General features: G+C 37.3%; 14 protein-coding genes. 2 read left to right on the forward strand and 12 right to left on the reverse strand.

Going from position 1 to position 14,605, the window contains the following annotated elements:
• Positions 1-3: 3 nt before the first annotated feature.
• The 7 genes from IEX29_RS01755 to IEX29_RS01785 all read right to left on the reverse strand — a co-directional run bounded on the left by IEX29_RS01755 (position 4) and on the right by IEX29_RS01785 (position 7,258).
• Positions 4-489: a PTS sugar transporter subunit IIB gene (locus IEX29_RS01755; RefSeq protein ID WP_188732825.1), complete on the reverse strand. Its 486-nt coding sequence runs from the start codon at positions 487-489 to the stop codon at positions 4-6.
• Positions 490-511: 22 nt separating this feature from the next.
• Positions 512-940, reverse strand: coding sequence for a PTS sugar transporter subunit IIA (locus tag IEX29_RS01760; protein WP_188732826.1), 429 nt, complete (start codon positions 938-940; stop codon positions 512-514).
• Positions 941-956: 16 nt separating this feature from the next.
• Complete coding sequence (locus IEX29_RS01765) at positions 957-2,015, reverse strand: SIS domain-containing protein (protein WP_188732827.1); 1,059 nt, start codon at positions 2,013-2,015, stop codon at positions 957-959.
• 283 nt (positions 2,016-2,298) lie between these two features.
• Complete coding sequence (locus IEX29_RS01770; RefSeq protein ID WP_188732828.1) at positions 2,299-2,946, reverse strand: DUF4352 domain-containing protein; 648 nt, start codon at positions 2,944-2,946, stop codon at positions 2,299-2,301.
• 75 nt (positions 2,947-3,021) lie between these two features.
• The gene (locus IEX29_RS01775) at positions 3,022-4,440 is read right to left on the reverse strand and encodes an alkaline phosphatase (protein ID WP_188732829.1); all 1,419 of its coding nucleotides are present in this window, start codon (positions 4,438-4,440) and stop codon (positions 3,022-3,024) included.
• A gap of 293 nt (positions 4,441-4,733) precedes the next feature.
• Positions 4,734-5,627 carry a protein phosphatase 2C domain-containing protein gene (locus IEX29_RS01780; RefSeq protein ID WP_229720046.1) on the reverse strand — a complete coding sequence of 298 codons (894 nt, stop codon included), beginning with the start codon at positions 5,625-5,627 and terminating at the stop codon, positions 4,734-4,736.
• Positions 5,628-5,755: 128 nt separating this feature from the next.
• Entirely contained in the window at positions 5,756-7,258 is a 1,503-nt protein-coding gene (locus IEX29_RS01785; RefSeq protein WP_188732831.1) for a DHA2 family efflux MFS transporter permease subunit, read from the reverse strand.
• Between the two features lie 352 nt (positions 7,259-7,610).
• Between IEX29_RS01785 and IEX29_RS01790 the strand changes: the two genes are divergently transcribed.
• Positions 7,611-8,489 carry a TetR/AcrR family transcriptional regulator gene (locus IEX29_RS01790; RefSeq protein WP_188732832.1) on the forward strand — a complete coding sequence of 293 codons (879 nt, stop codon included), beginning with the start codon at positions 7,611-7,613 and terminating at the stop codon, positions 8,487-8,489.
• A 178-nt stretch (positions 8,490-8,667) separates the two neighbouring features.
• Positions 8,668-9,378 (forward strand): DUF6612 family protein, encoded by a 711-nt coding sequence (locus IEX29_RS01795; protein WP_188732833.1) that lies wholly within the window; start codon positions 8,668-8,670, stop codon positions 9,376-9,378.
• A gap of 125 nt (positions 9,379-9,503) precedes the next feature.
• Here the strand turns inward: IEX29_RS01795 and IEX29_RS01800 are convergent, their stop codons facing one another.
• The 5 genes from IEX29_RS01800 to IEX29_RS01820 all read right to left on the reverse strand — a co-directional run bounded on the left by IEX29_RS01800 (position 9,504) and on the right by IEX29_RS01820 (position 14,449).
• Positions 9,504-10,631 (reverse strand): NAD(P)/FAD-dependent oxidoreductase, encoded by a 1,128-nt coding sequence (locus IEX29_RS01800; protein ID WP_188732834.1) that lies wholly within the window; start codon positions 10,629-10,631, stop codon positions 9,504-9,506.
• Positions 10,632-10,801: 170 nt separating this feature from the next.
• Positions 10,802-11,560, reverse strand: coding sequence for an SDR family NAD(P)-dependent oxidoreductase (locus IEX29_RS01805; protein ID WP_188732835.1), 759 nt, complete (start codon positions 11,558-11,560; stop codon positions 10,802-10,804).
• Between the two features lie 70 nt (positions 11,561-11,630).
• Entirely contained in the window at positions 11,631-12,899 is a 1,269-nt protein-coding gene (locus IEX29_RS01810; RefSeq protein WP_188732836.1) for a TRAP transporter large permease, read from the reverse strand.
• Positions 12,896-13,435 carry a TRAP transporter small permease gene (locus tag IEX29_RS01815; RefSeq protein WP_188732837.1) on the reverse strand — a complete coding sequence of 180 codons (540 nt, stop codon included), beginning with the start codon at positions 13,433-13,435 and terminating at the stop codon, positions 12,896-12,898. Before IEX29_RS01815 ends, IEX29_RS01810 begins: the two co-directional genes overlap by 4 nt.
• A 15-nt stretch (positions 13,436-13,450) precedes the next feature.
• Complete coding sequence (locus tag IEX29_RS01820) at positions 13,451-14,449, reverse strand: TRAP transporter substrate-binding protein (protein WP_188732838.1); 999 nt, start codon at positions 14,447-14,449, stop codon at positions 13,451-13,453.
• Positions 14,450-14,605 lie beyond the last annotated feature (156 nt).

A 14,605-nucleotide genomic window follows, 5' to 3' on the forward strand; every position in this document is an offset into this window, starting at 1 on the left:
TGATTAATTTTTCATTTTATTCTTTAAATCCTCATACTTTTTAGCGCTTTCATCAGGAACCTGCCGAGCTTCTATTTCATAACCTAAATCAATGATTTTATCCAAATAGTGCATATCATCCTCAGATACATAAACCGTCGATGATAAGGCCTTCTTATCGTCTTCTTTTTGCATATTACCTAAATTCAGAACAGGCTTTTCATCTATTTCCTTTATAAATTGATAGGCAGACTCAGGATTGGAACATATAACAAATACCCTCATTGCTTTAAGCTTCGGATGTTGAACAAGCTTGGCTGCTTCCTGAACTGGTCGAACAGCCAGTCTTACTCCATCAGGATTACTCAGCTTCAGTGCCTGTTTTCTAACATCATCATTTGCTGCGTTATCGTCTGCTATAACGATAGCTTCATAAGATAATGCTGATTTCCAGCTATATGCCACTTGTCCATGCAATAATCTATCATCTATTCTCATTTGAATAATCATTTATTTCTTCCTCTCTACATTTTTATATATCAAATATTTCATCTGCCGCTTCAGTGGTTTGATGCTTTGGATGATCTGTATAAATAATTTGTTCTTTTGATCTTGTTACAATCTCTTTTAATTTTTCTTCTGTTACATTTTCCTCATTCAGCATTACTGTTTCCAAAAGTAACGGAAGATTCACTCCAGTAATGAAGTGCGTATTTTCTCTATCTATATATTCGAGGAAAGCCTGATTTACACTGCCGCCAAATAGATCTGTAAAAACGATAACAACATCTTCTGTGGCAGTATTCTGCTCAAAATATATTTTTATTTTTTCTTTTAAAGGTACCTCATCTAGATAAGCATTCATATAATGCAGGTTCTCCTGTTCACCTAGAATCAATTTAATAGAAGAAATGATCCCTTCCGCAAAATTTCCATGCGTTGCAACTAATATTTTTTTCATCTGATCCCTCCTTTTTTCACATTGATTTATTGATATAATTTACTACCCGCGGGTAAATACCTTTAGTCAAATCTCTGCCCCTGTCCGTCGATAGCATATATGCAAGAACCTGGAAATACGTTATATATTCCAGATTACTGAAATATTTACTTTCGGGGCTCACATTAAAGCTTGCTTCATCATAGTCGCCTACTAGATAACACGAAGAAATTTCTTTTTCAATGAAGGTTGTGATACTTCTTGCTTTTTCATGATCCTCATTGCTTCTGCTTAAAATAAAATATCCTATATTATGATTAAAAGAATTCTGCGGGCCGTGGATTAACTCTTCCAATTCAAAACTATTTGTAAACACCGGCAGCATTTCCATGAACTTTATATCTGCTTCCTGAGCAACAGCCCATAAATCATTTGTTCCAGCGAATAAAAAGTTATGCTTCTGCATTAACTCAAATTTATGTTTTTTATACCATTCCATTGTATTTTCTTTAATTTTTGACAGGTTATTAATCATATTTTGGTAATCTTGTTTATACATATCAATTTCTTCATCATTTATTTTCCCGCAGATATCTAATAAAGAGATATAAATCCATGATAATGTAGCACAGGTGGCTGAATAACCAAGCGTGCGATATAAATATTCTTCATTTTCTGAGCCGATTTCCAATGCAACATCAGCTAAATCAGCAATTGGTGAGTTCAATGTTTCCGTAAGTGAAATCGTTCTGTATTTTTTCTTTTTTACTATTTGCAGCGCTTCATAGACAAGCTTTGTTTTTCCCCCTTGTGAAATAAATATATATAAATCCTTTTCGTCTAATAAGGAGTGGTTATAATAATGGACAAACATATTCGGGTAGATGATATCCACTGGAACCTGGTTAATATTTTCAGCAAAATGCTTTGTTGTAAAAGCAGCGTTGTAGGAAGTCCCTGAAGCAATTATTACAATTCTCCTTATTTCAGAATCCGCTTTCAAAAACTCCTTTATTTTTAATTTCAAGTTCTCTCTGTTTTGACCTATTTTTTGAAGCTGGGTCGGTATACGGTTGATAACCTCAATCATACTCATGAATTTCCTCCTAAACATCTTGATAACTCCATGATATTCTTCTTTATAGGTTATATCCATATACAATATTGCACGACTAATCATGCAATATTGTATATATTTGATTTAATTGATTGTTTAATAGAGTAGTTGAAGAAAACATAAAAATCAATTGTTAATTTTTACTAATATATAAAATCAACTTTTCATTGCTTTTATTTTTTGGTTTCTATGTATAAAAAAAGAGCAATACATGCTATTGGATTTCTCCATTTACAAACCATGTATTGCTCTCTTATTCTTCTTAAAATTCAACAGTTATCTCTTCTGCATCAGTCAGCTTATTATCTGCTTCATCAAAAATATCACTTGTCAAAATCGTTAACTCTGATAAATCTTTCGTTTCATCTACAATAAATCCTACATTTCCTTTTCTTGATTCTCCAGATTCTATCGGCTCATTTAAGCTTTCAAGGTATAGCTCATTTTCCCAGGAAATTTTTTCACCATCATTTGTTTCTACCAGAGCAACTGGACTAAATTGTAATGTTTCTTCTGAGGCATTTGTTATTTCTACAAATACTTTTACATAATTAAATTTAGATTCGTTACCTGTTAATCCATGAAAATAATCTATCATTCGATAGGAAGGACGCAGATGAATCCATTTTGCATCCCGCAGCGTTATTTCCATATCACCAATTTGATAGCTTTCATCGAGTTGCTTCATTTTTATTAGCGTAGATTTCCCTTTTGAGTCTTCAATGGCCTGGTCCACTTCCAATAATCCGCTATCATCCGGCAATTGTGGATTTTCTATATATCCTTCTAAATAAGAAGCTGTTTGCGTCTGTTTTTCCATGCCAATACCATTCTTTGCTTCTGCCGGCTTATCTTTTGCACAGCCTGCTAAGACAAATATTATAATTAGAAAACCAATTAATCTTTTCAAATGACATACTCCTTTTCGATTAAAAGCGCCGCATATGCTTCACTAATGGATTCATAAACGGCGCCTGTTTATTATTTACTTCTCTTCTTCTGCTTTATCTTCCATATCCGCATCTTTTACTTCCGTCTTTGTATTGCTTCCATCCAGAATCCCGAAGACTAATTTAGCCTGGTCTGTATTATCAACCTGACCTGCAAATAACTCCGATTGCGGACCAAAAGCATACACATTTACATCCTCTCCCGTATGGCCGCCCGTTGTCCATCCCGTATTTGAACGTGCATTAAAGATAGCTTCAATGGCATCATCAATTTCCAGCATATCTTCTGATTTTGCCGCTTCCTTCACAGTATTAATTTCTTCTTCTGTTAATCCTAGATCAATGTATTTCCCCAATGTTTCTTCTACATCAGCACCATTCACAATTTCTTCCGCCATAAAGTCTGGTGTCCGCGTTGTTGCACGAAGCGGCTCCGGGTTCCAGTTATAATCATCGTCAGCTGCAATAGAAAATCCTCCAGTTGAGTGATCTGCTGTAGCCACTACTAATGTCTCTCCATCTTGCTCTGCAAAGTTAATCGCTGCTTCGAATGCTCCTTCAAAATCTTCCATTTCACTCATTGCTCCAACAATATCATTATCATGACCTGCCCAATCAATTTGACTTCCCTCTACCATCAGGAAGAAGCCATCCTCATTTTGACTGAGACGATCTAATGCCGAATTTGTCATATCCGCTAAAGAAGGAACCTCTTCTTTACGGTCAATCATTTTAGGTAAGCCTTCTTCTGCAAATAAACCAAGCACCTGTTCATTCGTATCATTTAAAAGTTCCTCTTTATTCGTAACATAGCTAAAATCATCAGCTTGGAATTCCTCTGTTAAATTGCGGTCTTCTCTATCAAATAAAGTTGTTCCTCCACCGAGCAATACATCAATTTTATGCTTGTCGCCAATTCGTTCATCATAATAATCATCCGCAATACCATTCATGTTTTTTCTTGTTTCATCATGTGCTCCAAATGCAGCCGGAGTTGCATGTGTAATTTCTGATGTCGCAACTAGCCCTGTTGATTTTCCTAATTGTTTCGCGCGCTCTAATACAGTTTCTACTTCTGTTAAATCATTATCTACCGCAATCGCATTATTATATGTTTTAATCCCCGCAGACATCGCAGTTGCTGCAGAAGCTGAGTCTGTTACATTCTCTTCCGGGTCCTCCGGGTATGTTGCCTGCTGCCCTGCAAGGTATTTATCAAATACTGTCTGATTCACAAATTTTTCTTCTCCATTATCTTTAAAATATCGGTATGCAGAAGTATAGGACACTCCCATCCCATCTCCAATTAAAAAGATAATATTTTTCACCTCTGTGTCCTCTGATTCTGGAGGTGCTGCTTCACTTGCCAGAGCATTTGGTGCGCCGGTTGTTAAGCTGGCCAATGTTAATCCTGTAGCTGCTGCCAGTGATACTAGTTTTTTACTTAATACCATTTTTTGATTTCCTCCTTAAACTTATCAATCTATTACTCATGGTAAGCAATGGATATTAACTGGATATTGAGGGATTGTAAGGTAACTGTAAAGTTTCGTAGTTTGAAGGAGGAAAAATCAACTTTGTCATGAATTAATGAAAAAGAAAACATCGTACACTCCCAATACAATGGGGTGTACGATGTCTTGATATAAATTATGCCAGGTCTTCTCTGTTTACTTTTCCACTCAAATCATTTGGTACCTGAGGTTAAAAAATTTCAAAATTATCTCGCCTGCACTTATTTTCTCTATTAACTCCGTTCCACAAGAATTCCCGTTTTATCATCCGCATGCTTTAAACGTGGATACTTCTGCAGGAAAATATCTGCTTCCTCTTGTTCAACAACAAAGTCCAGCAAGCTGTCGATACCATATTGAAAAACAAAATTCGCAGTCTCTTTCCAAACATCCCCATTAACGCCATGCAGCTGCATTCCGTCTGTAATCAGTAAGATTTTTTCCACCTGATGAAGCGGAATTCTTCCATAGGTTAAATATTCCACGGCCTCGGGGGAGCCATCAATAATGCTGTAGCCTCCCAATGTATTTAGTTTCTTCCTGTTAGCTTTAAGTTCAGGTATAATATGCTCTTTTTCCTCTTGATAGATTTTCTGAAAAGTTTCTCCACTAATCTGTTGTTCCATCCGCTTGGCGATTGCATCATACAATTTAGAAATAGCTTTCTGGTCTAATCTCATCACATGATCATAGGAAAGTGGTTGGACTCCTCCATCCTGATAAGCCACAAAAATCATACAATCTCCAGATTGAGCATACTCCATATAATTTTCATGCATTTGTATTGCCGCAATTCCACATGCACTCCGCTTTTCTTTTGCGATTACTTCGATTTCCTGTCCCAATTCCTGTTTTGTCTTTTTTGCTAAATCCGTATTCCCTTTGCTAATTCTTTCGATTAAGCTGTCTTCAAAATTCCCTGTATAAAAACCGTTTTGAATGGTTTCTGCTGCCATTTTCCCAGGCAGTCCTCCCAGGCCTGTCGCTCCATCAATTACTGCAAACAGCCCTTTTTCCTGATTTTCTACATAAGCATCTTCATTTGCCGGGTTACTGCCCTGCTTATATACTTTTGAAAAATGAATCATAACATCCCCGCTTTCTTCTCTATAGTTCTCCTGTTTCACTGTGGTTAGATATGTAAATGTAAGCTTTTAATCAGTTTAACATGTTCACAGGGCTTGAAAGAATATATACTTTTTTACATACGAAAAAACTATCACCTGCTTATCAGATGATAGTTTCTTCTTTATTCTTATTTTGCTGGCTTTGTAATTATTTTACCATCCGTACCAACCCGCTTAATAAACAGAGCCAGAATAAATGCTAAAACAATAATTAACAAGGATATAAAGAATGAAAAGTTAATTCCATGAAGCATAGCCTCATTCATGATTTCAGCCTGCATCTGATCTGCTGCAGCACCAGTCGGCATTTGCGATGGATCCATATTTTTCATTGCTTCCTCAGCCAGTGCTTCTGCTTCTTTATTAGTGCGGCTGTTCATCAATGTAATCAATAATGCCGAACCAATCGCCCCGGATACCTGCTGCAATGTGTTATTCATTGCTGTACCATGCGGGTTCTGGTGCATCGGCAATTGATTCAAACCATTTGTCATAACAGGCATCATTACCATAGACATTCCTAATGAACGAATTGCAAAGATGACCATAAGAGATGTTATCGTAATTTCCATATCTAACCGGGTAAAGAAGAATGTCGTTACCCCAGTAATAGTCAGTCCGATTATAGTTAATGTGCGGGCACCAAATTTATCAAATAATCGTCCGGTAATTGGCGACATAACCCCCATTACAAGAGCACCCGGGAGCATTAATAATCCTGCTTCAAATGGTGTGAATCCCCGGATTGTCTGTACATATAATGGAATTAAAATCATGCCTGAGAATAATGCCATTGCTAAAACTACAGAAATTGCAGAAGACAAGGCAAACATCGGATAGCGGAAAATCCGGAATTCAAGCATTGGGTCTTTCATACGTAATTGACGAAGAATAAGTGTCACCACTCCAACTACGCCGACAATTAACGTAATATATACAGATGGATGATCCCAACCTTTATCTCCAGCTGAACTAAATCCGTATAATAGACCGCCGAAACCAAAGCTGGATAGAATAATAGAAAGTACATCAAGCTTGATTGCACGCTGTGGAGTAATATTTTTCAATTTGAATACCCCAATTAGTAATGAAATAATAGAAATCGGGAAGACAATATAGAATAATGTTCTCCAATCATAATGTTCCACGATCCATCCTGATAATGTCGGGCCAATGGCTGGCGCAACAATCATTACAAGGCCGAAAGTTCCCATTGCCGTCCCGCGTTTTTCAATCGGAAACGCAGTTAACATGACATTCATCAAGAGCGGCATCATTACTGCTGAGCCCGCTGCCTGAATTAACCTTGCAACTAAAAGAATAGAAAAGGTCGGTGAAATAGCAGCTAATAATGTACCAGCTGTAAATAATGTCATTGCTGTTAAAAACAGCTTTCTATTTGTAAAACGTTGTATCAGGAATGCACTTGCCGGAATAAGAATCCCGTTTACAAGCATGTAACCATTTGTCAGCCACTGAACAGAGGTTGGTTTCACTTCAAATTCTGTCATGATAGAAGGTAGTGCTACATTTAATAAAGTTTCATTTAAAATTGCTACAAACGCCCCAATGAATAAAATAGCTATCATGCCATAAGGAGGTTGTTTATGCATTTCTTGAATATCTGTCATTATAGACCCTCACTTTCTCTTAGAAAAAAATTACATTTCCCCGCCTTTCAGAGAAATGATTATTTTTCTACTTGGTATTTTAAATTTTTTGCTGCATCAAAATGCTTCCTGTCTTCCTTATATACTTTCCTGAAGTACAGAAAATATCATCTTATAGAGGTTTTAAAAACTTCCTTATTCAAATTCAAAGCAACTTTCTCTTAAAGACTTAACTATTTTATACCTGTAGTCCAATAAATGCAACAAAAACATTTCATTAATTTTCAAATGTTGATATATCAATAGATATGGACTAATATAAATATTGTACTTCAGTTCTATTTTTCTTAAAATTATATAAAGGGACGGTTATATGAATAAAAAAAAGCAACAAATTATCGGAGCTGCACAAATACTTTTTATTAAAAAGGGATTCTCTGTAACTTCGATCCAGGACATATTGGATGCTGCCAATATATCCAAAGGAACATTCTATAATTATTTTTCATCCAAAACAGAATGCTTAATGGCTATCCTGTCATTTATTAAAGATGAAGTAATTTACAATAGGCAGCAGCTGTCTCTTGGAAAACCAGCTTCAGATAAACATGTTTTTGTAAAGCAGGTTGCTGCTCGTTTTCATATTGATAAAAAACATAATCTAATGGCATTATTTGCTTCTCTGACCAGCACAGATACAGCACATCAGGAATTAAAAGAATTTTTAAACCAGCAATATCTGAAGGAAGTCTGCTGGATGGCAGAACGAATTTGCGAAGTGTTTGGTGAAGAACGGCGCAAACAATCCTACGATGATGCAGTCACCTGCTTTGGTACGATCCATTTAACCTCAAAAGTTTTAATGGACCTCGGCAAAACAGAAGTCCTAATTGAAGAGACGATTTATTTCTCACTCCGGAAAATCGAACAAACCGGCGGACAACAGCCATTTTTAAAAGAGGATTATTTCCTGCCTTATCAGCAAAAAAAGAATACAGAGGATAGAAATATCAAAAAGCAATTGCAGCAAGCGCTGACTGATCTAGACGCAAATGTGAAAAAGCTGCAAAACAAAAAATTAACATACTACCAGCAGTTTTTATTAGAACAGCTTAACTCCGATAATCCAGATCTTTTTCTGATGGAGAGTGTTATTTCTTCCTATCAGAATGCTGTACAGGATACAGACATAGAGGATAAAGGAAGATATATTCAAATACTTTTTATGCAATTATTAGAGGAAGAAAAGTGAGCCGGACAGCAGCTCACTTTTCTTTTTTTGAGAAATAAAAGAATAATTTTCCAAAAACAAGTAAATAATTGCATATTTTTCTTTGCTGTACCTAATTTACAAAACCTTCATGATTGTTATAGACTATTAGATAGAGTGCATGATAATTTACCCAAAACTTAGGAAAGGTGGTGAAAATGTGAAGAAAATATGCGCTTTACTTGCTGTTTCTCTGTTTTTCTTTTTAGTTGCCTGTTCTCAAGAGGCAAGTGAAGAAGAGGTTGTTGAAAATGTCCTGAATTCGCACCGTGACGTCAACCAATACGCAGCGAATTTTTATATTGATACCTCTGATGTTGCAAGAACGATCAGTCATAATATAGAAGTGAGCTTAACAGAAGACCCTGCTGCACTGCAACAGATTTTAACTGTTGAAGCAGATGGAGAGGAATCAACTGTTGATACTTATCGCGTAAATGATGAAATATACACGCAAGAGGAGGACAATCCTTGGGTAAAAAGAGAAGCAGAAGAAGATGAACCGCTATTTACCCCTTCCTATAGAGATGTCGTTTCTGTTTTGGAGAACGTGATTGACTATGCTGAATTTGATTCTGAAGGAGGAACCTACACCTTTAGTTATGAGGGCTTTGAACGTGAAATTTATGAAGCATTCGAAGGGCCATTCAACATACTATTGGGCGGCGGTGATATCGCCGATGAGGATATGTCTTTGGATTTTACTTTTGAAGTAAATAAGTCTGATTACTATATTGAGAATTTAGAATATAACCTCACTGTTGAAAATGAGACTGGCACTGTAAATATAAATATTCAGGTTAATTACGATAATATAAATGATATTGATGAAATAGAGGTACCTGACGAAGTGATTGAAGAAACGTCTTAATTATAATTTTCCATATAAAATACGACGATTAAAATATGATCAGGTTTTATAAAAATATATTAAGAATAAAAGAACCTCTTCGCAATCTTTTTGAAGTGAGATTGCGAAGAGGTTCTTTTGATGATTCAATTCGTCACAGATTTAGAAATAGCCCGGCCAGGCTTATAAGGAGCCATATCCAATTCAATGTCTTCATTTAAAATCTGCTTTGCTGCCAGCTTGCCAACATATGGCCCCATCGTTAAACCAGAACGGCCGAGCCCATTCACTATATAAAGATTTTCGACCTCATTGATCGGTCCGATTAAAGGCAATCCATCCTGACTCATCGGCCGAAATCCAATTCGCACCTCTTTCAGTGTCCCATCCTCTAATCCAGAAGCCACATCCAGAGCAGCTTCCAAGACATGATTGACACCGCCGGCAGTCAAACGGTAATCAAATCCCGAACCATCCTCTCTTGTTGCCCCTGCAACAATTCTCGAATCATCAAATGCCAGCATATAATGGCTTGTCTGCGGTAGTATAACTGGCCAATCAGCCGTATTCTGACCTGGGAGGGAAATATGTGCGATTTGTCCCCGCTGTGGTTCAATAGCTAAATCGATTCCTAAAGGCTTCAGCTGCTCCGGTGCCCATGCGCCTGTAGCTGATAGTACATTATCCGCCATAATATCTTCTCCATTTACATGTATACCGGATATCTTTTGATTTTCGACTATAAGTACAGCCTCACCTTCTATAAACTTTGCGCCATTTTTTATAGCAGCCCGTTTCATTGATTCACGCAGTAATCTGCCGTCCATTCGGGCAGCTCCAGATACATATACTCCTTCTAAATCATCCGATAATGCCGGAAATCTTTTTTTCGCTTCTTGATGATCTAATCTTTCAATCTCTCCAAGCTCTGGAGCTTCTTGCTGCTTTTCACGCACCTGACGTTCAATTTCATCTAACTCAGACGAATTATTACTGACACTTATCGCGCCAACCTTCTTATAGCCTGTATCTGTCTCCCCATCTTTTTTCAATTGTTCTATCAATTCAGGGTAATATAGCGCCCCTCCCTTTGCAACTGCGTACCAATCCGGATCTTCCACATGAGAAATCCAAGGACAAATAATCCCTGCTCCTGCAGAAGTTGCTTTTCCTTCTTCTGGGCGGTCTACCATAATAACTTCAACACCTTGTCTCACTAAATAATACGCTGCACTTGCACCGGCAATTCCTGCACCAATAACAATTGTTTTCATTGACTTTTCCTCCTCAAACCGTATGTAGCTAACATAATTCCCATTATTTTCTGCTTATTTAAGTATATCATTTTATCACGATGCAAGTGTCCGTAAAACTCCCACCTCATAAAAAATACGATATCTCTTATTCTAACTTAAGAAGATATCGTATTTTTTCCATTTACTACTTAATCCATATGTGATCCGCCATTAATATCAATATCCTCACCTGTAATATAAGATGCTTCATCAGATGCAAGAAAAGCAATGGTAGTTGCAATTTCACTCGTTTCTCCCGGACGTCCAAGAGGAATTCCATCAATTACTTTTGCTGCATCTGCTTCAGGAAGCGACTTCCAAATTTCTGTATTAACCAGACCTGGCGCTACAGAGTTCACTGTAATACCATCTGTCGCAACTTCTCTTGCAAGGTTTTTAGCGAACCCAAGCACGGCTGCCTTGGAAGCTGAATAATGTGCCCCTCCAAATACGCCGCCGCCTCTTTTTGCAGATACAGAAGAAAGATTGATGATGCGGCCAAAATGCTGTTCTTTCATTGGCTTTAATACTGCTTGTGAGCAAAGGAACAGCCCAAACATGTTCACACTGAAAATTCGCTGCATGTCCTCTAAAGTCATATCCTCTACCGTTACTTTTTGTGAGATACCCGCATTATTTACTAAAATATCGATACGGCCAAATTCCGATAATACTTTTTCAATCATCGCATCCACAGATTCCTTGCTTGCTACATTAAGCTCTACGCCCAATGCCTTTGCTCCAGTTTCTTCCACAGCTTTTACTGTATCCTGAATACCTTCCACATTTAAATCAGCAACTACAATTGATGCACCCTGCTCTGCCAATTTCAATGCGATATCTCTCCCGATTCCTTTTAATGATCCACTTCCTGTTACAATTGCTACTTTATTATTTAGTTCAAACATGTTTTTTCCTCCTGATTTCAATTCTTCATACGTTGCTAAATTTTATTTTTTATTGATAAAGCCTAATAGATTATAAGAACAGTAATGTCAGCTGTGGAATCACAGCAATTAGAGCGAGACCGACCAAAATAACAAAGAAGAATGGTACCACTGCTCTTGCCAAAACCGGCATACTTAAGCCCGATAATCCTGACCCCACAAATAAATTTACTCCTAATGGCGGTGTGATAAATCCGATTGCCAGTGTAACAATCATGACGACCCCAAAGTGAATTGGGTTCATGCCAATTTCCAGAGCCACTGGATATAATATCGGTGTGAAGATAATAACCGCCGCAGATGTATCGATAAAACAGCCAACAATTAACAGCATGATAATAATCATAATGATGATTACAATACTATTTTCAGAAACAGCTAAGAACCCTTCCGCAAATGCCTGCGGGATTCTTTCCATCGATAGAATCGTTCCAAACGCATTTGCTGTTCCGATAATAATCAATATTGCCACTGAGCTTAATGCTGCATTTCTGAAAATAGCATGTAAATCCTTAAACTGAATGGATTTATGCAGAAACATACTTACAAACAAAGCATAAACTACAGCGATTACTGCCGCTTCTGTCGGTGTAAAAATACCTCCATAAATACCACCTAAGATAATTATTGGTACAAGTAAAGACCATTTAGCTTTATTAAGAGCCTGGAATAATTTTTTAAAACTGAATGATTCTCCAGTACCAACATAACCTTTCTTTTTCGAATAAATATATGCCCATACCAAAATTAGTGCACCTATCACTAACCCCGGAATAATTCCGCCAAGAAATAGATCTCCAATCGATTCATTGGCTGATATACCAAAGAGAACCATCGGTATACTTGGCGGGATAATAATTCCCAGTGAACCAGCAGCAGCAATTAATGCAGTAGCAAACTTTTTATCATATCCTTCTGCCACCATTGCCGGAATCATAATACCTCCAATAGCTGCTACAGTAGCCGGACCAGAACCAGAAATAGCCGCAAAGAACATGGAAGTTATAACAGCCGCCATTGCAAATCCACCAGTAAATCGGCCGACAAAAACATTCGCTAAATCAAATAAACGATTGGATATTCCGCCTTTCCCCATTATTTCTCCGGCAAGTATAAAGAACGGAATGGCCATTAAAGCAAAGTTATCTGTGGATGTAATTAAACCCTGCGATAGAAAAGTAATAGATATATTTGCTGAATACATTGCTGTAACAAGACCAGCAATTCCCAATGCAATCCCGATAGGTACAGTAAGCGCCATAAATAAAAAGAAGGTGCCAAATAAAATGAACGGTGTCATACTGTTTTCTCCTCCTGACTCGCTAAGGACTCTTTTCTGTCTAAATTCTTAAAGTCCTCGTCCTTCTTAACAGATCGATAATCTTTTAAGTCGTATGCCATATTTTGCAGCAAACGAATGGAAGTTAGTATCATACCAGCAACCGGAGCCAGATACACCCAGAATAGCGGGATTTGTAATGCAGCCGATGTTCTTGTTACTCTGGCAACAATATCGACCCCATAATAAGTCATTACTAATGCGAAGATTAAAAAAGAAATATTAGCAATCATAGCAATGATTAATCTTCCTTTTCGCTGAAAAAGCATTGATAAAGCATCTACCCCTAAATGCTTATTTCTTTTCACCCCATAGCTTACACCGATATAAATCAGCCAAATAAATGCATATCTGGAGATTTCTTCAGACCAGGCCAGCGAGTTTCCAAAAACATACCGCATGACTACCTGCATAAAAATAACAACTACTGTAAAAGCGCTTAAAAAGACAAGAATATATTCTTCAAAATGCTCATCCAACCAATTTAGTATTTTCATGATTTCCCCCTCACCCTACTCTGTCGCCTCTAAAATTTGATCTAAGAGTTCGCTTCCGTAGCTATTTCTAAACTGTTCATAAACCGGTTCGCCTGCTTCCTTAAATGCTTCTATATCTGGATCCTCGATTACTGTCATACCTTGTTCTTTTAAATCTTCAATCATTTTTGCTTCATTTTCCTGTAATAAATCACGGTGGAATTGAGCAGTCTCTGATGCACTTTCTTCAATAATCTGCTGTTCCTCCGGCGTTAATGACTGCCAAAACTCTTCTCCAATTGCAACAGGAAGAGGTGAATATTGATGTCCTGTAAGGATGAGATAATCCTGAACCTCATTCAATTTATTGGCATAGGTGTTGGCAATAGGATTTTCCTGTGCATCAATCGTTCCTTGCTGCAAGCCCATATAAACCTCCCCGAAAGACATCGGTGTCGGATTTCCTCCAAAAGCTGTAAATGTTCTTAAAGATATCGGAAATTCTGGGGTTCTAATTTTTACCCCTCTTAAATCAGCAGGTTCCTCAATCGGTTTTTTTGCTGTAATATGACGGAAACCGTTTTCAAAATAAGCAATGATTCTCAAATTATCCTCTAACAGTGGTTCAGCTGCTAATCTCCCCACCTCTCCATCCATTGCGTCCCAAGCCTGTTGATGTGTTTCAAATAGATATGGAAGCTCAAGCACACTAATTTGCGGATTATACTGGCTGTATGCACTCGCTGCTACCATCTGTAAATCATTTAATGAAACGCTTTCGACCATCTCAGATTCTGATCCCAGCTGGTTATTCGGATAGACAAGCACTTCCATATGTCCTCCAGATCTTTCTTCTACTAATTCTTTAAAATGCATTACTGCAGTATGCCTTTCATTTGTCTCGGCTGCATCATGTCCAAAACGAATTGTAATGGTATCATCTGTCAAGGCATTACTCGTTGTAAAAAATGAAACAACAATTCCTACAGCTAAAGCAGCAATGGCAAAAACCGTTATATTTCGAACTATTTTCACTTCTTTACCCCCATCTCCTGTACAAGTAATTTAAAGTTTTTATTACTTTCATCACAAAATAAAATGTGCTTATCCCCTCATCTATCCTCACCACAATTAGGCTTCTTCCGAACAGATACCAGCAACCCATTTTGTCATTTTTTGCGATGAACATAG

The organism is Oceanobacillus neutriphilus, assembly GCF_014645515.1.
In the GTDB taxonomy this organism is placed as follows: Bacteria; Bacillota; Bacilli; order Bacillales; family Amphibacillaceae; genus Oceanobacillus; species Oceanobacillus neutriphilus.

Bases quoted from the DNA above. Each gene is read 5' to 3' on its own strand.
- IEX29_RS01805 (WP_188732835.1), bottom strand. From the start codon at position 11,560: ATGTTTGAACTAAATAATAAAGTAGCAATTGTAACAGGAAGTGGATCA.
- IEX29_RS01810 (WP_188732836.1), bottom strand. From the start codon at position 12,899: ATGACACCGTTCATTTTATTTGGCACCTTCTTTTTATTTATGGCGCTT.
- IEX29_RS01790 (WP_188732832.1), top strand. From the start codon at position 7,611: ATGAATAAAAAAAAGCAACAAATTATCGGAGCTGCACAAATACTTTTT.
- IEX29_RS01800 (WP_188732834.1), bottom strand. From the start codon at position 10,631: ATGAAAACAATTGTTATTGGTGCAGGAATTGCCGGTGCAAGTGCAGCG.
- IEX29_RS01815 (WP_188732837.1), bottom strand. From the start codon at position 13,435: ATGAAAATACTAAATTGGTTGGATGAGCATTTTGAAGAATATATTCTT.
- IEX29_RS01765 (WP_188732827.1), bottom strand. From the start codon at position 2,015: ATGAGTATGATTGAGGTTATCAACCGTATACCGACCCAGCTTCAAAAA.
- IEX29_RS01785 (WP_188732831.1), bottom strand. From the start codon at position 7,258: ATGACAGATATTCAAGAAATGCATAAACAACCTCCTTATGGCATGATA.
- IEX29_RS01775 (WP_188732829.1), bottom strand. From the start codon at position 4,440: ATGGTATTAAGTAAAAAACTAGTATCACTGGCAGCAGCTACAGGATTA.
- IEX29_RS01760 (WP_188732826.1), bottom strand. From the start codon at position 940: ATGAAAAAAATATTAGTTGCAACGCATGGAAATTTTGCGGAAGGGATC.
- IEX29_RS01755 (WP_188732825.1), bottom strand. From the start codon at position 489: ATGATTATTCAAATGAGAATAGATGATAGATTATTGCATGGACAAGTG.